Origin of the sequence: Blautia faecicola, assembly GCF_004123145.1 — a bacterium.
In the GTDB taxonomy this organism is placed as follows: Bacteria; Bacillota; Clostridia; order Lachnospirales; family Lachnospiraceae; genus Oliverpabstia; species Oliverpabstia faecicola.
The window spans coordinates 3200470-3219301 of the sequence record NZ_SDKC01000001.1 but is presented as its reverse complement, the minus strand read 5'-3'; the positions used below and the strand labels follow the sequence as shown (position 1 = coordinate 3219301).

At 39.4% G+C, this 18832-nt stretch carries 21 protein-coding genes and 5 pseudogenes; 21 read left to right on the top strand and 5 right to left on the bottom strand.

The window, feature by feature from the left end:
- Positions 1–20 precede the first annotated feature (20 nt).
- From ETP43_RS17165 to ETP43_RS14420, 7 genes and pseudogenes are all read left to right on the top strand, one after another.
- Positions 21–350: a hypothetical protein gene (locus tag ETP43_RS17165; RefSeq protein WP_164979529.1), complete on the top strand. Its 330-nt coding sequence runs from the start codon at positions 21–23 to the stop codon at positions 348–350.
- Positions 351–551: 201 nt separating this feature from the next.
- Entirely contained in the window at positions 552–1265 is a 714-nt protein-coding gene (locus ETP43_RS14445) for a lantibiotic protection ABC transporter ATP-binding protein (RefSeq protein WP_055225704.1), read from the top strand.
- Positions 1258–1989: a lantibiotic immunity ABC transporter MutE/EpiE family permease subunit gene (locus ETP43_RS14440; RefSeq protein WP_072521437.1), complete on the top strand. Its 732-nt coding sequence runs from the start codon at positions 1258–1260 to the stop codon at positions 1987–1989. Before ETP43_RS14445 ends, ETP43_RS14440 begins: the two co-directional genes overlap by 8 nt.
- A gap of 1 nt (position 1990) precedes the next feature.
- Positions 1991–2731: a lantibiotic immunity ABC transporter MutG family permease subunit gene (locus ETP43_RS14435; protein WP_005330844.1), complete on the top strand. Its 741-nt coding sequence runs from the start codon at positions 1991–1993 to the stop codon at positions 2729–2731.
- 14 nt (positions 2732–2745) lie between these two features.
- Complete coding sequence (locus ETP43_RS14430; protein ID WP_015559641.1) at positions 2746–3408, top strand: response regulator transcription factor; 663 nt, start codon at positions 2746–2748, stop codon at positions 3406–3408.
- Positions 3396–4772 (top strand): sensor histidine kinase, encoded by a 1377-nt coding sequence (locus tag ETP43_RS14425; RefSeq protein WP_005330846.1) that lies wholly within the window; start codon positions 3396–3398, stop codon positions 4770–4772. The genes ETP43_RS14430 and ETP43_RS14425 overlap by 13 nt, the downstream gene beginning before the upstream one ends.
- 260 nt (positions 4773–5032) lie before the next feature.
- Positions 5033–5320: pseudogene (locus ETP43_RS14420) on the top strand (group II intron maturase-specific domain-containing protein); the annotation flags it as partial.
- A gap of 78 nt (positions 5321–5398) precedes the next feature.
- On the opposite strand, the gene ETP43_RS14415 reads toward ETP43_RS14420, so the two are convergent.
- From ETP43_RS14415 to ETP43_RS18635, 3 genes are read right to left on the bottom strand one after another with little or no spacing between them, the layout of a single operon-like run.
- Positions 5399–6313, bottom strand: coding sequence for a TlpA disulfide reductase family protein (locus ETP43_RS14415; RefSeq protein WP_129258885.1), 915 nt, complete (start codon positions 6311–6313; stop codon positions 5399–5401).
- A gap of 42 nt (positions 6314–6355) precedes the next feature.
- Positions 6356–7243 carry a 4Fe-4S binding protein gene (locus ETP43_RS14410; RefSeq protein WP_129258883.1) on the bottom strand — a complete coding sequence of 296 codons (888 nt, stop codon included), beginning with the start codon at positions 7241–7243 and terminating at the stop codon, positions 6356–6358.
- The gene (locus ETP43_RS18635) at positions 7236–7379 is read right to left on the bottom strand and encodes a CD1871A family CXXC motif-containing protein (protein WP_129258881.1); all 144 of its coding nucleotides are present in this window, start codon (positions 7377–7379) and stop codon (positions 7236–7238) included. Before ETP43_RS18635 ends, ETP43_RS14410 begins: the two co-directional genes overlap by 8 nt.
- A gap of 93 nt (positions 7380–7472) precedes the next feature.
- Here ETP43_RS18635 and ETP43_RS14400 point away from each other — a divergent pair, with 93 nt between their 5' ends.
- The 7 genes and pseudogenes from ETP43_RS14400 to ETP43_RS18825 all read left to right on the top strand — a co-directional run.
- Positions 7473–8153, top strand: coding sequence for a response regulator transcription factor (locus tag ETP43_RS14400; protein ID WP_181951952.1), 681 nt, complete (start codon positions 7473–7475; stop codon positions 8151–8153).
- Positions 8150–9307, top strand: coding sequence for a sensor histidine kinase (locus tag ETP43_RS14395; RefSeq protein ID WP_129258877.1), 1158 nt, complete (start codon positions 8150–8152; stop codon positions 9305–9307). The genes ETP43_RS14400 and ETP43_RS14395 overlap by 4 nt, the downstream gene beginning before the upstream one ends.
- Positions 9295–9402 (top strand): annotated as a pseudogene (locus ETP43_RS18630) (type II toxin-antitoxin system RelB/DinJ family antitoxin); the annotation flags it as partial. The gene ETP43_RS14395 and the pseudogene ETP43_RS18630, both read left to right, overlap by 13 nt.
- A 445-nt stretch (positions 9403–9847) precedes the next feature.
- Positions 9848–10714: a TrmB family transcriptional regulator gene (locus tag ETP43_RS14385; protein ID WP_129258875.1), complete on the top strand. Its 867-nt coding sequence runs from the start codon at positions 9848–9850 to the stop codon at positions 10712–10714.
- On the top strand, positions 10698–12137 hold the full coding sequence (locus tag ETP43_RS14380) for an MFS transporter (RefSeq protein WP_118635011.1): 1440 nt from the start codon (positions 10698–10700) through the stop codon (positions 12135–12137). The genes ETP43_RS14385 and ETP43_RS14380 overlap by 17 nt, the downstream gene beginning before the upstream one ends.
- A gap of 2 nt (positions 12138–12139) precedes the next feature.
- Positions 12140–12922, top strand: a complete 783-nt coding sequence (locus ETP43_RS14375; RefSeq protein ID WP_129258873.1) for an SGNH/GDSL hydrolase family protein — start codon at positions 12140–12142, stop codon at positions 12920–12922.
- 104 nt (positions 12923–13026) lie between these two features.
- Positions 13027–13149: pseudogene (locus ETP43_RS18825) on the top strand (DUF6783 domain-containing protein); the annotation flags it as partial.
- Here ETP43_RS18825 and ETP43_RS18820 read toward each other — a convergent pair.
- Positions 13129–13212: pseudogene (locus ETP43_RS18820) on the bottom strand (DUF6783 domain-containing protein); the annotation flags it as partial. The pseudogenes ETP43_RS18825 and ETP43_RS18820 overlap by 21 nt on opposite strands.
- A 211-nt stretch (positions 13213–13423) precedes the next feature.
- On the opposite strand from ETP43_RS18820, the gene ETP43_RS18815 reads away from it, so the two are divergent.
- The 4 genes and pseudogenes from ETP43_RS18815 (at position 13424) to ETP43_RS14355 (ending at position 16091) form a co-directional block, all read left to right on the top strand.
- A complete protein-coding gene (locus ETP43_RS18815; RefSeq protein WP_408608695.1) occupies positions 13424–13540 on the top strand; it encodes a helix-turn-helix domain-containing protein in 117 nt (38 codons plus the stop codon).
- Positions 13518–13799, top strand: a pseudogene (locus ETP43_RS14365) (ATP-binding protein); the annotation flags it as partial. The gene ETP43_RS18815 and the pseudogene ETP43_RS14365, both read left to right, overlap by 23 nt.
- A gap of 74 nt (positions 13800–13873) precedes the next feature.
- Positions 13874–14884 (top strand): PDDEXK nuclease domain-containing protein, encoded by a 1011-nt coding sequence (locus ETP43_RS14360; RefSeq protein WP_129258871.1) that lies wholly within the window; start codon positions 13874–13876, stop codon positions 14882–14884.
- Positions 14885–14921: 37 nt separating this feature from the next.
- Complete coding sequence (locus ETP43_RS14355; protein ID WP_164979734.1) at positions 14922–16091, top strand: hypothetical protein; 1170 nt, start codon at positions 14922–14924, stop codon at positions 16089–16091.
- Positions 16092–16454: 363 nt separating this feature from the next.
- On the opposite strand, the gene ETP43_RS17160 is transcribed toward ETP43_RS14355, so the two are convergent.
- Positions 16455–16625 (bottom strand): hypothetical protein, encoded by a 171-nt coding sequence (locus ETP43_RS17160; RefSeq protein ID WP_164979527.1) that lies wholly within the window; start codon positions 16623–16625, stop codon positions 16455–16457.
- A gap of 209 nt (positions 16626–16834) precedes the next feature.
- Between ETP43_RS17160 and ETP43_RS14350 the strand changes: the two genes are divergently transcribed.
- From ETP43_RS14350 to ETP43_RS14340, 3 genes are read left to right on the top strand one after another with little or no spacing between them, the layout of a single operon-like run.
- Positions 16835–17209, top strand: a complete 375-nt coding sequence (locus tag ETP43_RS14350) for a GntR family transcriptional regulator (protein ID WP_129258867.1) — start codon at positions 16835–16837, stop codon at positions 17207–17209.
- Positions 17210–17211: 2 nt separating this feature from the next.
- Positions 17212–18060: an ATP-binding cassette domain-containing protein gene (locus ETP43_RS14345; protein WP_129258865.1), complete on the top strand. Its 849-nt coding sequence runs from the start codon at positions 17212–17214 to the stop codon at positions 18058–18060.
- Positions 18057–18731: an ABC-2 transporter permease gene (locus ETP43_RS14340; protein ID WP_129258863.1), complete on the top strand. Its 675-nt coding sequence runs from the start codon at positions 18057–18059 to the stop codon at positions 18729–18731. The genes ETP43_RS14345 and ETP43_RS14340 overlap by 4 nt, the downstream gene beginning before the upstream one ends.
- Positions 18732–18832 lie beyond the last annotated feature (101 nt).

The window sequence follows — 18832 nt, the reverse complement described above, 5'->3', positions numbered from 1 at the left end:
CCGGTTTTTCAATTTACCCTTTGAGAAAGGAGAATCCTTTTTCTCAAAGGGCTTTTTCTATTTATGCAGATATTCGCAAACTACAAGATAAAGCCAAAACTTCATATACTCTAAGCACAAGGAGGTTGAGGTTTGGCTATGAACAACAGTTTAGCAGAAGTACATCCGGAACTTGTTTCGGAGTGGTCGGAGAAGAATTTACCGCTTATCTTAATGGAATTACAGGAGAATATGCACCTCCGGCAGGGTATCTGGTAAATGAAAAGGAAGCAGAGGCATTTGATAGAGAGTTCCCGTATATGGAGAAGAAAAAACTTCCGGGACAGATTTTTGAAGGAGATATTCGGTAAATTAGGACTTCGTATTTGTAACAGCTTTGCTGACTTCAGTGGAAAGCCGAGTTCTGATAATGATATTCAATTGATGGTTTATTCCATACGAGAATAAAAATAGAGTAGACGAATTATTTAGCAATCTTCATCAAATCTTTATTTTTTTCTGTTAGGTTATATTTCAGTAAGAAATGAAATATGGAAGGAAGGATAGTAAAGATGGAAATGATGTTGCAGACACAAAATTTGTGTAAATATTTTAGAAAGCAGAAAGCGGTAAATAATGTTTCACTTAATATAGAAAAGAAACAGATTTATGGACTGCTTGGACCGAATGGTGCGGGAAAATCTACCACATTGAAAATGTTGACCGGTATGATGAAACCCACTGCAGGAAAGATTTACTTTGATGGAAAACTTTGGGATAGGAAAGATTTATCAAAAATAGGAGCGTTAATTGAAAATCCGCCTATTTATGAAAATCTTTCCGCCAGAGAGAATTTGAAGGTAAGACAATTATTGCTTGGTACAGATGAAAACAGAATTGATGAGGTCTTGCAGATTGTATCACTTACAAACACCGGAAAGAAGAAAGCAGGGCAGTTTTCTTTGGGGATGAAGCAAAGACTAGGCATTGCAATGGCATTGCTTGGAGAACCGGAACTTTTGATATTGGATGAACCTACGAATGGATTAGATCCAATAGGCATCGAGGAATTACGAGAGCTGATCCGGTCTTTTCCGGAACAGGGAATCACTGTAATTCTCTCCAGTCATATTCTCTCAGAGGTACAGTTACTTGCAGATAAAGTCGGGATTATTTCAGGTGGAATCTTAGGATACGAAGGAGCATTAAAGCAGGGAGATAATCTTGAAGATTTGTTTATGAATGTGGTAAGAAAAAACCAGAAAGCAGGTGAAATCCATGGTTAATATTATAAAAGCAGAACATCAAAAAGCCAAAAGAACCATGCGAAAAAAGTTTATCTGGGGATTTCCTCTTCTTACATTTGTTATGGCATTTATATTTACTCTTGGGATGACAAATGCTTATGCAGAAAGTGTTTGGAACTGGTGGTATACACTTTTGCTGCCGGGGATGATTGCTCTATTTTGTTATCTTTCTGTGGCGCAGGAGAAAAAGATAAAATACTATCATTTAACGACTATTCCCACAGACAGAAGAAAATTGGTGCTGGGGAAAATTATTTATATTGGGTACATGATTTTGTTTTCTAATGTGATTGTGTTTGCAGGAGCAACGCTTGGAGGATTTCTTCTAACGACACATGTTCCAGTTGGAGGAGCGTTGATTGCAGTATTGTTTCTGACGGTTTCTGAGTTATGGGAGATTCCGGTAGCTTTATTTTTAAGTGAACGATTTGGAATGATTGTAAACCTGTTCGTCTGCCTGTTTATTACCGTCAGCGGTGTGGTAATATCACAAACCAGAATCTGGTATGTACTTGTTTCTGCAATCCCTATGCGAATGATGTGTCCGTTGCTTCATGTTTTACCAAATGGACTTGCCGCAGAAGCAGGGAATCCTCTTTTGGATACGGGAGTCATTGTTCCGGGAATGTGTCTCTCAATCATCTGGTTTGTTTTTGTAACGGTTCTGTTTTTGAAATGGTTTGAGAGAAGAGAGGTGAAATAAGATGATTGGAAGATCTCTTAATGCAGACTTGCGAAAGATGAAAGGAACATCTGTGATTCTGGCACACTTACTGATTCCAATTATAACCAGCGTTATATTTTTAATATATTACTTTTTTTCACCATGGAATGAAAATATGAAAGTGATTGCATTTTATCAGGCAATAGGAGCAGGACTTCCGGTACTTATTGGAATTTTTACAGCAAGTGTGATGGAACAGGAACAAAATGCAGGTGATTTTCAAAATCTGTTGTCTTTACCGGATAAACCTGCAGCATTTTTATCGAAACTGTTGATGCTACTGGTTTTGTGTCTGTGCTCTATCCTATTGACAGCAATCATATTCGGAATTGGATTTGGAAGAATCGCATCAAGCGATATCGAAATCATGAAAGGATGTATATTTGCAGCATTGCTGCTGTGGGGAAGCAGTGTTCCACTTTATCTGTGGCAGCTGATTCTGGCTTTTCAGTTTGGAAAAGGGGTATCCATTGGAGCAGGGATTATATCAGGACTAATTAGTGCATTGATGCTTACCGGACTTGGAGATTATGTGTGGAAATATGTATTTGTCTGCTGGACGGGTAGAGTACCATATACTTATCTGCAATCTGTATTGGGAGAAACTAGTGTAGGTGAATGGTTGTCATTCATACCAGGTTGCTTAATATTTACAGGGATTAGTATGGTATACTATTTTTGGTGGGTAAACCACTGGGAAGGAAACAGAATATCGGAATAGAATCGAGGGAAACTATGGCAAAAATACTGGCAGTTGATGATGAACCGGCAATTTTGGAAATGATAGAAAGCATTTTGAATAAGGATGGACATCTGGTCACCAAAGTAAGTAATCCACTAAAAATTAATATGGAAGAATTACATCGTTATGACCTGATTTTACTGGACATTATGATGCCTGGAATTGATGGCTTCGAATTATGCAAAAGAATCAGGGCACTTGTGGATTGTCCGATTTTGTTTCTTACGGCAAAAACGGAGGAAAACAGTCTGGTAAACGGACTTTCTTTAGGAGCAGATGATTATATTTCAAAGCCATTTGGAGTGATGGAACTTCGGGCAAGGATCAATGCACATCTTAGAAGAGAGCACAGGGAACATTCTGTCCGGATGGTTTTGGGGAGGGTCTGTATTCAAATATCTCAAAAGAAACTATTGGTTGATGATAAGGAACTTCCTCTTACGAAAGCGGAGTACGAAATCTGTGAATTCCTGGCTAAAAACAGGGGACAGGTTTTCTCGAAAGAACAGATTTTAGAAGAGGTCTTTGGTTTTGACAGTGAGAGTAATGACAGTACCATTATCACGCATATCAAAAATATAAGAGCAAAATTTGCGGATTATGATTATACACCGATAAAAACAGTCTGGGGGATTGGATATAAATGGGAAGAGTAAAGAGAAGCAATGCACTCAGCTGGATTTTTATGAGATATGTACTGGTCATGCTTGGATCATTAGTAGGTTTGGTGATTGTTGCTTGGCTGCTGCTGTACCTTTTGATTAGTGTGGGCTGTATCTATCCGGCGAATTATGCAGAGCAAAAGATTAATGAAGCATATGATACGATTTTACGTGCGGATAAAGTAACTGCTGAGATGATTCCCGCACTTTGTGATTATGTAATCTTTTCAGAGAATGGAGAGAAAATAGGTGGAGATCTGTCAGAACAATACGAACAGATAGCATGGAATGTTGCAAAGTACGGAAACGCATCCGGGAAATATTTTTATAAAGTAATTGTAAGGGAAAATGAATATGTTGTATTGCAATATCGCCTGACACCTCAATATCATTCAGCTTTTTTGAGGGAGCATTTTATAGGACCACAGAATGTGATGAGTATTATGTCAGTGATTGGAGCGGTAGCGATTATCATCATTCCGTCCATACGTTTTGGAAAAAGAATCAAAAAGCAGATGCAGCCTGTATTAGACGCAATCAGACAAATAAAGGATCAAAATCTGGAATATGAGACATCCTGTTCCGGTATCAAAGAGTTTGATGACTGTTTATCGGCAATCGATGATATGCGAGATGCATTGCGAGAATCTTTAGAAAAGCAGTGGAAAACAGAGCAGGAAAAGAAACAACAGATGTCTGCTTTGGCGCATGATATTAAAACACCTCTTACGATTGTACGGGGAAATGCAGAACTACTTTCAGAGACTGAACTGACCACAGAACAGAAGAATAATATCACTTATGTTTTGAACGGCACAACACAGATACAAAGTTATGTAAAACAGTTGATAGATGTCACAAAATCATGGAATTGCAGTGATGTTACCTATACAACGGTGAGATTAGAAGATTTTTTCGCAGATATAAAGGAACAGGCACTCGGACTGGTAGAAATCTATCACCAGAAAATAGATTGGAAGGCGGGACAAAGTGATAAAAAGGTAACGATTGCTTATGATCCAATGTTCCGGGCCGTAATGAATATGATTCAGAATGCAGTGGAGCATACAAAAGAAAATGGAATCATTTATATTGACGCAAAGGAGCAGGATGGCCGGCTGACATTCATTGTGGAGGATAGCGGATCAGGATTTACAAAAGAAGCATTATTGCATGGCACAGAGCAGTTTTTTATGGATGACACAAGTAGAAATGGCGAAGCCCATTATGGGATGGGACTATTTTTTGCAAAAACTGTGGCTGAAAAATATGGTGGAGGTATTAAACTTTCAAATTCTGAAAATACAGGTGGGGCGAGGGTAGAAATATTTTTCCTGAGTAGTCAGGAAACAAGCTAAATAGACCGCAATTAAGCTATGTAAAAGAAATTTTACATGCTTTTATCTAATATGTAAAAGCCTTTTGATAGACATTACTACTACGTTTGCTGTAATCTCATGGAAGAAGGAGGCATACAGAATTATGATAGCTGATAAAATTAAAAATGCTCGTACTATTCTTTATTACATAACTATCATTATAGTTGGGATTATATGCACATGCTTCTTGTCGTTGGCTACATCATATTAAAACGCTTTTTACGTTAAAAAAGTGCTGTGGTATAGCAGACATGAAGAACAACATCGAAGACCTGAATGGATGGCTGTATAGAAGGATACGGATGTGTATCTGGAAACAGTGGAAACTGCCGAAGATCCGAAAACGGAAGCTGATAGGACTGGGAATGCCGGAATGGGTAGCCTGTGAAGGAGACTACAGCCGAAAAGCTTATTGGAGAATGTCAAACGTAGGTGTGGTCAAAAGAGCCCTAACAAAAGAAAGACTGATAAACTGGGGCTTTTATGATTTAGCCACAGCCTATCAGTCAATGCACGTCAACTATTGAAACCGACGTGTACCGAACGGCACGCACGGTGGTGTGAGAGGACGGCGGTTAGTCACCGCCTCCTACTCGATTAGACATCTATTTATTTGTGCTGTCTGCATCAACCACAGACTGAATCTGCTTCATAAGGGTATCATAGTTGTCCTGGTTATCAATTCCGCCGAGCATTGGTTCGCCTACAATATTGCCATTTCTGTCAACAAGTATAGTTGTTGGAAATGCCATGATCTCTGAGGCATATTTACCGGCTGCACTGGAGGAGTCAATTGACAGATTACGATATTTGACACCCTGGCTTTCAAGAACAGAGGCAGCCTCTTTGATAGCTGTCTTATTTCCGTCGAAGGTCTCAGTGTTGATGCCAACCACTTCACCGCCCATTGATTTGATAGCATCATTTAATTCGTTAAGCTTAGATAACTCAGCGACACATGGTTTGCAGCCGGTAAACCAGAAATTGACGACTGTTACTGCATTACCGGAAAACAGGCTGTCATCCACCTTATTGCCATCAAAATCCTCACCGGAAAAATCACTGAATACAGATGAGGATTTTGAGCTGTTCTTCTGGTTGTCGTCTGATGATGTGCTTTTGCTTTCAAGCTCTGCTATCTGTTCCTCGATTTTTCGTATGGTTTCAATATCCTCATTAAGAGTTTTAAGCTCATCGTCTGTAAATGAATCCTTGTTTGATTCTATGGTACCGGCGAGATAATCGGCATAATTTCCGTTTGAATCGGCGTCACTTTTACTCATCATGCCAAATACCTTGTTCCACGCATCAGAGTGATCTGCAAAAAGCTGATTTTCCTGCTGATATAAATCATCAAGCGTGGAATCTGATTTGTCGGATGCTTCTGAGCCGGCTTCAGTCTGAGTGCTCTTAGAAGCTGTGTTGGAAGCTGTGTTGGAAGCTTGCTTTCCGCCGCATGCTGTAAGTGATAATGCCATGCAGAGTGTAAAAATAGAAATAAATGATAATTTGTTTTTCATGAGTAATTTCTCCTTTTAAAATAATAGTAAAATGTTTAATAGTTATCTGTTGTCATTTTTTTGACATGATTTTCCCATAAACCGGTAGCAGATGGCATCCTTCGGACAGGCCTTTATGCAGGCACCGCAGCGTATGCACTCGGGGTGATCTGGTGTCTTACACACATCTACATCCATCTTACATGCCTTTGAGCATTGACCGCATCCGACACATTTGCTGTTATCAACAGTGATTTTGAGAAGGCTGACCTTATTAAATAATGAGTAGATTGCTCCAAGAGGACAAATCCATTTACAGAAAGGTCTGTAAAATAAAATACTTAGCACAGTCACTGTAATTAAAATGATGCATTTGAAAGAAAAAAGCTTTCCTAACGCCGAACGGATAGCAGCATTTCCAATAGATAACGGTATAGCACCCTCTAAAACACCCTGAGGACAGATGTATTTGCAGAAGAACGGGTCTCCCATTCCTATAGAGTTCGTTACAAGCATCGGAAGAAGTATAACGAAAACAATAAGAATGACATATTTTAGGTACCTAAGAGGCTTTAGTTTGGCTGTGGATAATTTCTTCCCGGGTATTTTGTGAAGTAAATCCTGAAACCATCCAAATGGGCACAAAAAACCACATATAAATCTGCCGAGAGTTACACCGAGTAAAATAAGAAATCCGGTTATGTAGTATGAAAACTTAAATTTTGATGATCCGACGACTGCCTGAAATGCCCCTATTGGACAGGCTCCTGTCGCGGCAGGGCAGGAGTAGCAGTTTAATCCGGGGACGCATACTGTTTTTGCATTGCCCTGATATATTTTACCCTTAAATAAATTCGGAATATGAATATTGGTCAGCAGCGTTGCTGCGGCCTGTATCCATCCACGTATTTTTGCCAGCTTTCTTGATAGTAATTTCTTTTCCTTATCCAATTCCGACACACTCCAGACATAGTTTTATTGCTTTACCAAGCACGGCAGCCGCCTCACCTCTGACTGCACCATAGCTTACCATGGATACACCAAGGATAAGCAAAATGATTTGACATGTTTTTTGGTATTTCAACATAATATTGCTCCTTTTTGTTGTATTGTTGACCAGCTGACTTTGATATTATACAATATAGGTTGTAAAATTATTGTTAAGAAGCAGGAGAAAATTTTGAGAATATTAATTGTTGAGGATGAGAAACAAATATGTGATATGGTTGCAAAGAGTCTGTATGCTGCCGGTTATGAGGTGGATACCAGTTATGATGGGAACGAGGCTCTCGAAAGTATACTGTCGGAGAATTATGATCTGATAGTGTTGGATTTGAATCTGCCGGGGATGGATGGGATGGAGCTTCTTAAGGAGCTTAGAAAATACAATGATGAAACTAAGGTTTTGATATTATCCGCAAGAGGTCAGATTGCTGATAAGGTAGAAGGATTGGATGCAGGAGCAAATGATTATATGGAAAAGCCATTCCATCTGCAGGAGCTTGAAGCACGTATCAGAAGCCTGACAAGAAGGAAATTTGTACAGAATGATATATGTCTTACATGCGGAGAAATAAAGTTTGATACGATTAAACGCGAGGCATATGCAAAGGGAGAGCCGGTTCCGTTGACAAGAAAAGAGAATGGTATTTTGGAATATTTACTTATTAATATAGGCAGACCGGTAAGCCAGGAGGAGCTGATAGAGCATGTGTGGGATGCTGCGGCAGACAGTTTTAGCGGAGCGGTCAGGGTACATATGTCTTCACTTAGAAAAAAGCTTAAGGCGAAGCTGGGCTATGATCCCATTCTGAACAAGGTAGGCGAAGGCTATAAAATACGGGAGGAGTCTGGCAAATGAAAAAAATGTCGTTGCAGTGGAGACTTACGTGTATAACTACATTGTGCATTGCCATTATATGTGGCTGCCTGACTATGTTTGTCTATAAAAATGGTGTGTATTACATTGATTCGCTTCAGGATGCGGTAGAGTCACAGGGGAATGAAAAAGGAAACACATCAGATGAAATAGTTATCAGTATTCCGGATGACAAGTGGGATGAGTTTGCAGATAATTTTTCGGTTCAGGTGTACAATAATAAGGCCGACTATAAAAGAAACAGTCTGATAATCACTGTTTTGCTGGCACTTTTAGGAGGCGTCGTCACTTATTTTATAAGCGGGCATGCACTTAGACCGATCAGGGAGTTTTCAGATAAAATTGAAGAGGTACAGGCTCAGAATCTGTCTGATTCAAGAATAGAGGAAAACAATGTTAAGGAACTGAACCAGCTTGGCATTTCTTATAATAAGATGCTTGAGCGTCTGTCGGATGCATTTGAGATACAGAGACAGTTTACTGCAAATGCAGCACATGAGCTGCGAACTCCATTAGCGTTAATGCAGGTGCAGCTTGATTTATATAATTCTGCCTCTCACCCGGGAAATGATGCAGACACTTTGCAGACCATAAAAATGGTTACGGAACAAAATGATAAATTAAACAGGATGGTAAAGACTCTTCTTGATATGAGTGAGCTTCAGACGGTGGGAAGGGATGATAAAATTATATTGGATGCTATTGTTGAAGAGGTTTTGGCAGACCTTGAGCCTCTTGCACAGGAAAAAAATATAAAGCTGATTGGAAAATGTGAGGATGCCACTATGATAGGCAGTGATATACTTATTTACAGGCTTGTATACAATCTGGTTGAAAATGCCATCAAATATAATCATCCGCTCGGACAGGTTACCGTAACCGCATATCAGAGAAAAAAGCATGTTTATCTGTCTGTAGAGGATACGGGAAACGGAATACCAAAGGAGCTTAGGGAGAGAGTGTTCGAACCGTTCTTCCGTGTGGATAAATCCAGAAGCCGGGAGCTGGGCGGCGTAGGGCTAGGACTTGCTCTTGTCCGTGAAATCGTTAGAGTACATGATGGCAGTATTTGTATTAAATCAGGCAAGACTGGAGGAACGATTTTCGAGGTGACTTTTGCACAGTGTTCAATGTAGCGTTTGAAACTGAAGTAAAAGAACAGGCAGAACAGGTGCTTGATCAACTTGGTATTCCAATGTCCAATGCAGTAGGAATGTTTCTGAGACAGATTTATCCTTATCGATCTGAAAACAGAGAAGATAACACATCAAGATTGTAAAAGCTGGCAATACCAATTGGGCAACGGCAATGTTAATTCCAAACCCTGTTTATCGAAACGCTGTCAGAATGTTGAATAGGGATAAAATTTCACTGGAAGATCGAGTAAAACTTATAGGAGACGTAGAAAGCCTTCATACATTTGCCCATATAATCAATCGTACGCGCAGACGCGATATCGGCAATTTTACGTTGCGTAAACCAGAAACGGTAAAAGTATCTTTTACACCCGAGCAGCAAGAACGTTTCGATAGGAAAGACGGCGATTTATACAACGAACTGTACTTTGACGATAGTCCGTATTGACGAAAAAACGCAAATTTAATATCAAATATTTTAAAAAGAATATTGACAACGGAAAGAGTTGCCTTACAATAGTAGTGTGGGGGATAACTACTATGAATAGTTTTGAATTTTTGGAAAAACTCGGTTTTTCATCTAACGAGGCAAAAGTATACGGTACGTTGATAAAACACAAAGTGCTAAACGGCTACGAAATCGCCAAATTGTCCGGCGTTGCGCGTTCGTTGGTTTATGAGGTCATCAATCGTTTGATTGCAAAGGGCGCGGTCATCCGTATAGACGGAGAACCTAATTTTTATAAGCCTATCGAGTATCAAGACCTTATCCGCAGCATTAAGGAAGAAAACGAAAAGAATATTGCCTGCGCCGAACGCGAACTTCAACAACTCGCAACGGAAAATGCCGACGTCGATTACGTAATGAATATAGTGGGCGAAGAAAAATACGTTGCCAAGGCAAAGGAACTTATCGACAGCGCGCAAGCGGAAATTTCGCTGTCCATTTGGCAGGAGTCGTTCGAAGTGCTGCGTAGTAATATCGAAAACGCAATATCCCGCGGAGTAAAGGTGTATATTTTTACCTTCGAAAGTATTTCGGTCGCCGGCGCAACGGTGTATTCGTACAATATCAACGACGTTTCAACTCTGTTTCCCTACCGCAGAACAACAATCATAATCGACGGCAGAGAGTGCTTAGTCGGCGAAGAGGGCGATCGCAACGTTTACGTGCATACGCGCAATCATTCGGTTGTTTCTCTTGCCACCGACGAAATTGTTTTGAATGTTTTTTGGAATAAACTTATCGAAAAAGAAAACTTGTTGTCCAAGGGTTGCTTCGGTGCGGATTTTTTGCAAGCCATACACAATTTGGCGGAGCGCTACGGCATTACCGACGAGATGACCAAGAATTTTCTTGTTTACAATTTTCAAAAGGAGAAAACTCAAAATGGCAAAAAACGTTGAACGATTACAGGCGCGCGAAGCCAAAGAACTTATCCGCCGCGAAAAGCAGTTGGGCGCAAGAAGCAACAAGTTTTATTTGATTTACTTGTTTATGATTTTGTCGCTCATCTACATAACGGACGAAATGGCGTCTACGATATCCATTCAGTTTCAGGCGAATATAGTTACGGAATTCTTCGTAAAAAATACGGGTATGGAATACGGCGCGGGATTATCGCTTTTTTCCGCCATAGGTTTTATTTCCTATCCGGTAACATTGCTTATTATTTTCTACCGTCCCCTTGCGGACAAATTCGGGCGTAAGCCGTTTTTGGTTATTAACACGTTATGTATGGGGTTAGGGCTGTTCCTTGTGTATTTATCTAAGGATATCTACGTTTACATGATAGGCAGCACGTTGATGGGTTTTATGGTGTCGCACGATATGCAATGTGTGTACATACTGGAATGCTCCGACGAAAAGTCCCGCGCCCGTAACTACGCAATCGTAAAAGCGGTGGCGATACTGGGTACGTTGCTTGTTCCGTTGCTTAGGGCTACGCTTATGCAAAATGTAAGCGAGCGTTGGCACGTTGTATATTTAGTTCCGGCAATTATCGGTTTTGTAATGGCGTTATTCGCGTTGCTTTTTGCAAAGGAAACAAACGCGTTTTTAATAAAAAGAATAGAGTACTTAAAAACTCCCATCGAAGAACGCGAACAACGCAGTAAGGAAGAGCGCGAGCAAAACGCTCAAGGCGGAATTCTGACCGCTGTAAAATTCGCATTCAAACACAGGCAATTACGCTTTTTGATCATCGCCTGCTGTTGTTTCTATCTTGCTTCGTTAGGTACGGCAACGTACAGTACGGTTATGGCAAAGTCTGCTTTGATGACGGAAGAAGAAATAACTCTTGCTCTATTCTTGTATCCCGTAGGCAACGCGCTGTTTACGTTGATATCGGGTTTTGTGTCGGACAAATTCGGGCGCAAAATAACTATAATTGCGATGTCTTGTTCGGCGTTGGCGTGCTATTTGCTGTTTATTTTAAGCGGTATGTTCAAGTGGACTCCGTATTTGACAGGCTTTGCAATCGGCGGATTTATGGGCAGTTACTGGGGCGCGGGCGATACTATCGGCGGAATAATGTTCTCCGAGTCTTCTCCTACAAACTTGCGTTCGTCCGTAACTGTAATCAACACGTTGCTTAACGGAGTTATGGGCGGACTTGCAACGGTTATCACTATGATACTGCTTCCTATCATTCCCGAAAAGATGTTCGGCTATATGTACTTGGGTTTGACTGTGCCGGGGCTTGTGGGCGCAATCGTAATAATGTGGCTGTTTGTCGGCGAAACTCGCGGACTGGATCTTAAAACAGTAACGGGTACGGAATGGGATAAGCCTAAAAAAATTAAAGAAGAAACACAGGACGGTGAATAAAAATGGATATCAAACGTTTTGAACTCGGCGCAAACGAACAGCCGTTGGATATTATCAAGGAAACGTGCGGTTTTGCAGGCGTATTCAAACAAATAGGAGTGATAGGGGATTCTTTGGCGTCGGGTGAGTTTGAAAGCCACGACGAAAACGGCAACATAGTTTATACCGATATGTACGGGTATTCGTGGCCCGCTGTTTTGGAGCGCATTACGGGGACGAAGTACAACAATTATTCTCGCGGCGGAATGACCGCGCGCGAGTATATGCAAAGTTGGGCGGATGCAAACGGATTTTGGCAATGGAATCAAGCGTATATCATTGCGCTGGGCAACAACGATTCGTTTGTCTTCGGACATCCGTTGGGAAGCGTCAAGGACGTTAACGCAGAATGTCCGCAGGATAACGCCGATACGTTCTTCGGCAATATGGGCAAAATCGTTTGCAAACTTAAAACGATCGAGCCAAATGCGCGTATTTTTGTTGTTACTCCGCAACTTCGCGGTGATGCCTGCGATAAAGATATTCGTTATATCGCAAGCGAACTTGCCAAATTGTGCGATATGTTTGACTTTACGTACTTGCTGGATATGACTGCGCATGCGCCCGTATACGATGCCGAAATGCGTAAGTCGTTCGGGCTGGGCTTCCATCCGAACCCGATGGGGTACTATGCTTACGCATTGATGGTGGCTAATTATATCGATTACGTTATACGTAGTAACCCTCGGGAATTTGCAACGATACCGTTTGTCGGTACGTCGCTCAAAAACAAAGATTACAAATAGTATGTATTTGCTGAAATGCACAATTAACTAAACTTGTAGATGTTTTCATTGCAAGTTTACAACAATTTATACTAAATATATAACCGTTTTGGGGACGAAGGCATTTGAGCATTCGTCCTTTCTGTTATGATTGGCAAAGAAAATGCGATTTGTATGCTAGAGCGTGTTTGAAAAATCATTCCTGCAATCTGCACGCCCCACTTTGCGGCATATTTTACCTTCATTCGGTTGACGTAGCCCGCTACGCCGCCCTCATTCGGATAAAATCTCCCACAAACTGAGACTCGCAGCTCACGAAAAGCCTTTTTCAGACACGCTCTAATTTAGCTGAAATGAAAAGTTAAAGTCCACATAGGTAGGGAAAACGTCCACGAGCGGAAGTTAGTTGTGCAAACAGGTTGGAAGTGAGATAATGTTAAATGTCCAGTAGAAGCCAAAGAGGAAAAATGATGGCAAAATACAAACATTTAACAATGTTGGAGAATAGAAATATATTCTCTGTTGAAAGAAGACAAAAGCATTCGCAAGATAGAGAAAGCGTTAAACCGCGATCCCACCACCATCGCCAAAGAGATAAAAAAGCATTTTTATAGATATTCAAAATGTAATCGCTCATAGCCATGCGAACAAAATTAAAATTTCCCTATCGAAGAAGGAAAACAGCATGGAGCTGTTGCTGGCGGATAATGGAGTGGGAATTGAAAAAGAAGATTTGAAACACATATTTGAACGGCTTTATAAGTGTGATAAAGGACGCTCTGAGAAAGGTAGCAGTTCTTGTGAATATGTGATTGTTTTGTGTGGTAACTTAACAATACAACATATATACAAAAACTGCTATTTTTTTATGAAAAAAGTAGTGGTTTCACGTACTTAGGGCTAGCCGTCGCGCTAGCGACTTGGTACAATGAAAGAGTAAAGGTATGGCAGGTAAAGTAAGGAGAATAAGGTATGAGCGAGATTGAAATTACGGGAGTATTTGAGAACGTACTTGGAATGATTTATTCGGCAAAACAGAAAGCTGAGTATCAGGTTAATTTTACAATTATTGATTTATATTGGTCTATTGGTGAGTATGTTTCAAAACAAATTAATGTAAATGGTTGGGGCAAGTCTACTGTGAAGGCTTTGTCTGAATATATATTGAGTAAAGAACCTGGAATTAGAGGATATTCATCACAAAATATTTGGAGAATGAAACAGTTTTATGAAACTTACAAGGATAAACCAGAACTCTCAAAGCTGTTGAGAGAAAATACATGGTCTAATAATCTGCATATTATCTCTAAAACAAAAAGCTATGAAGAAAAAGAATTTTATCTAAAACTTGCGTCAAAGGAAAAATATAAGGCAAAAGAATTAGCGAGACAGATTGATAGTGGATATTATGAGAGGTTGCTTTTATCTAATGGAAAAGCCCCATCTGCAATCGAAAGTAAAGATATGACAGGTGTTCTTAGGGATATGTATATGTTAGAGTTTCTTGATTTGCCAGAACCATATAAAGAATATGACTTAAAGAAAGCAATTTTGAAAAATATGAAAAAATTTCTTCTTGAATTTGGAAGAGATTTTATTTTCATTGATGAAGAATATCATGTACAAGTGGGAAATAATGATTACTATGTAGATCTTCTTTTTTATCACAGAGAGTTACAGTGTTTAGTTGCAATCGATCTAAAAATTGATGATTTCAAACCTGAATATATGGGAAAAATGGATTTTTATTTAGAGGCATTGGATAGAGATATAAAGAAGCCTCATGAAAATCCGAGTGTAGGAATGATTCTTTGTAAAAATGCTGATACGGATGTCGTTGAATATTCTTTGAGTAGAAGTTTATCGCAGACAATGATTGCTGAATATAAAACTAAGTTGATTGATAAGAGTATTCTGCAGAGAAAACTAGCTGAGTTATATGATATTGCAGAGGAAGAGATGAAAAACTCTCAACAGGATTGAGAGTTTTGAAAATGTGAGAAATAGGAGTGTGATGTGATTGGAGAGCTTGTTCAATCATCAGACAATAGATGAATTTTTATTAGACATTACAGAAACTGCTGAGTATAAAAACATTGAATATCTTATTTTTTCAATACGGATGAATTATTTACATTATATGGCAATTTCTCGCATTGTAAAATTTGAGATTCCTAGGTATTTAGAAAATTTAATAGATATAGTTATAGATAAATTTAATGAATCAGGGATTAGCCCAGTCGATATGCTTCAATACATGCTGGATAATGACATTAATAATTGGATACATTATTATGCTTATACATTCATAATACCAGTAGCAAAAGGAGAAGAAAATGGAGCCGTAAATGATTTAAATGAATTATATGCTATTGTTTTGACGGGTTACATTTTAGACGCATTCCGTGAGAAGAGAATAGATATAAAGAATCTTGTTGAAGGGCAAGTTTTGGCACACAAAACAAATCAGTATGATTTGACGGTGGTTGATGGGGTTGAATTTAAGCGAGATTATTTTGTGTTTGAAGGAAAAGCCTATCTGTACAGTATATTAACCAATACAAATACAATGCAGTTTGGGGATACAATGCCAGGGTTTGCAAGAATAATCACTGAGCAGATAAAAGATGGGAATATTTTATTAAGGTTAGATGAAAGATTGGCTTTGCCCGTGGATCAAGCAATATCATATTCAACTTTGAATTTTGAAAAGTATAGAGGACCACAGTTCCATTTTAAAGATTCTATATTAAAAAATCCCAAAACTATAACCATTCATATAAATGAAACCACGTCAGATAAACTTTTATTAGTGGTAAAGAAGAAAGTCGATAATAACAGCAAGAAGGACTTTTGGCATATTGAATTGGAGACACTTCCATACAGAGATGAAGCGTCAAAGGGAAAGTATTGCATAACTACTTTTTTACATGGTATGTATTATCCAGAGGATGATTGCTTTACACATATTGATTGTACAAATAATCAATATGAGATGTCGGAATATATAAAGAAATATTCAGAATGTGAACCAGATACACCTGTCGATTTACATACTAAGAGTAGCGAACTTCATTATAAGATATGGTGTATAGAAAACGGAAGATACACAAGAGAAGTATGGTACAATTTAATGACCGTAACTTTGAATGAAAAATATAGAACTTTGTTGGATGAGATATTGGCATAAAGTATGAAAATAGTTGTGAGCGGATGTGTGAGACATAGAGGAAGATGTGTGAGGAGAACAGATTATGTCAGAAAAACGTATAGTATACAAGGTTCCTGCGGAGATAAAAAACGTAAGCGCTTAGATTTCCGGTATGATAGAAAAAATCCCCGACTACTTTTCAGCAGCCGTATAAGGTTGAGAAAATATCTATGATTTTCAGTGAGAACTTGAAAACCTGATAAAAAACATATACAATCCCATCTTCGGCAGTTGAAGAGTAAAAAAACGGTTGCAAAGCCGGTGCGGGATTTTGATATCGAGTACCGGCTTTATTGAGGCAGCGGAAAATCCGTTGCCTCCTTTTGATATAACGATAATTAATTAATCCAGTTCAGCCCCCAACTCATACATCCAATACTCCGCTGCCTCATACTCCCTGGGTTCTGAGAGTACCGGTACGGTAAAGAGTTCAATCAGAACACCGAGTGTTGATGCGAAGAGTTTCATAAGATCCTGAGGTTCAAATACAACATAAAATTCTTCTTGTGTCATGTAATAGTTCCTCCTTTGTTTTGTGATAGTTATCGCTCAAAATCTTATGTAATTATTCAGTAACACGCTTCGCGCGGTATGTCTCGGTTTTTCTGTGACCTTCGCTCACCAAAAACACTTTGTGGGAGATATCAGTGAATAGTAGCCTTTATACAACAGTTGACAACAGTACTATACTGTTATATACTGTTTACAACAGGAGGGAATATATGAAGATTATAATCAATAACACATCGATGGTACCAATTTATGAACAGATCATGGAGCAGATCAAGGCGCAGATTATCTCCGGACAATTAAAAGAAAATGATATATTGCCATCTGTGAGAACGATGGCAAAGGAGCTGAAGATCAGTGCACTTACTGTGAAGAAAGCATATGACAATCTGGAAGCAGAGGGTATGACTGTCACAGTTCATGGAAAAGGGACGTATGTAGCGGCTTCGAACACACAGCTGATGGAAGAAGAGCGCAGGAAAGAAGTTGAGGCGGATCTGGAAGCGGCGATTCAGAAGGGAAGGCGCTGCGGAATGAAAGGGGAAGAGATCCGTTCATTGTTTGAACTCATCATGGAGGATGAATAAGTATGTTAGAAATCAAAGGAGTAAAGAAAAGCTACGGAGAATTTCAGTTAGACTGTTCGTTAAATGTAGAAAAAGGAAGAATTACCGGTCTGGTTGGAGAGAACGGGGCCGGCAAAAGTACTCTGTTTAAGGCGGTGCTCGGACTCATTTCATATGATGCCGGCGAGATAAAGATTCTGGGAAAAACACAGGAAGAGTTAAGTGAAAAAGAGAAAGAGGAGCTGGGTGTCGTCCTGGCAGAAGCCGGATTCACCGGATATTTGAAAGGAAAAGATGTTGAAGCAGTCCTTGCCAGATTGTATCCAAAGTTTGAAGCAGAAAAATTCCATCAGATGTGTGAAGAATATCAGATTCCGTTGAATAAATTCATAAAAGAGTACTCAACAGGAATGAAGGCAAAGCTGAATCTGATCATTGCATTGACACATCAGGCAGAATTCCTGATGCTGGACGAGCCGACAGCAGGGCTTGATGTCGGAGCGAGGGAAGGGATGCTGGATATTTTAAGAGAGTATATGGAAGAGAAGCCGGAGAGAAGTATCCTGATCAGCTCACATATTTCTTCGGATCTGGAACATTTCTGTGATGATATTTATGTGATCCACAAAGGAAAGATGGTGCTCCACGAAGAGATGGATACGATTCTGGAAAAATATGCAGTGTTGAAAGTCAGTGAGGAACAGTATCAGGCAATGGATAAAAGGTATCTTTTAAAAGAGAGAAAAGAGTTTTTTGGAATCACCTGTCTTACGAACGAGAAGCAGTATTATATAGAAAATTATCCGGAAATCGTAGTGGAGAGCGGATCACTCGATCAGGTGATTCTTATGTTAACAGGAGGCGAGAGATGATGAAAGGAATCAGAGGGCTTTTGGAAAAGGATTTTCGGTTGTTTCTTCGGCAAGGTAGCAATCTTTTTCTGGTATTAGCAGTTGTAGCAATATTTTTTATACTCACGGGAAAAATGGGAGCTGACTTCATTGCAGTGTATATTCCATCTGTTATGGCAGTATATTCAGGTAATACGATCAGTTACGATGAAAATGGTCATGGATACACATATTTGTTTTCTTTACCCGTAAATAAAAAAATATATGTCAGAGAAAAATATATTTTATCTTTTATTATGACAGTATGTGGATGGTGTATGGGGGCAATCTGTGCAGGAATAGCCACGCTTATAAATCCTGAAGAAGTGTTAAATTTGGAAATGCTGGCAATGGAGCTGATCACATTCTTTGTGGTTCAGGCAGTTGCGGGAATTATGATTGCGATCCGACTAAGGTTTGAAGGAGAGAAGGGACGAATCGTGCTGCCGATCGCAATTTTAATTATTTTGGCAATTTGTTATACAATTGGTTCTTTTCTGAAAACTAACCTGGGATTAAAAGAAAGCATTCTGAATGTGATAAGAGAAGCAGGGGATCTTGAAATTGCGATTGCACTTATTGTGTTAAGTCTGCTTGTGTGGTATGCTTCGTATAGGTATAGTATGAGAGTGATGAGAAAGAAAGAGTTTTGAGATAGGAATTGGCAAAAACGAAAAAAACATTGACCATAAATACCAATGGAAGGTGTCCTTTTATGAAGGAAAAAGATACTTTTGTAACAGATGGAATCTTT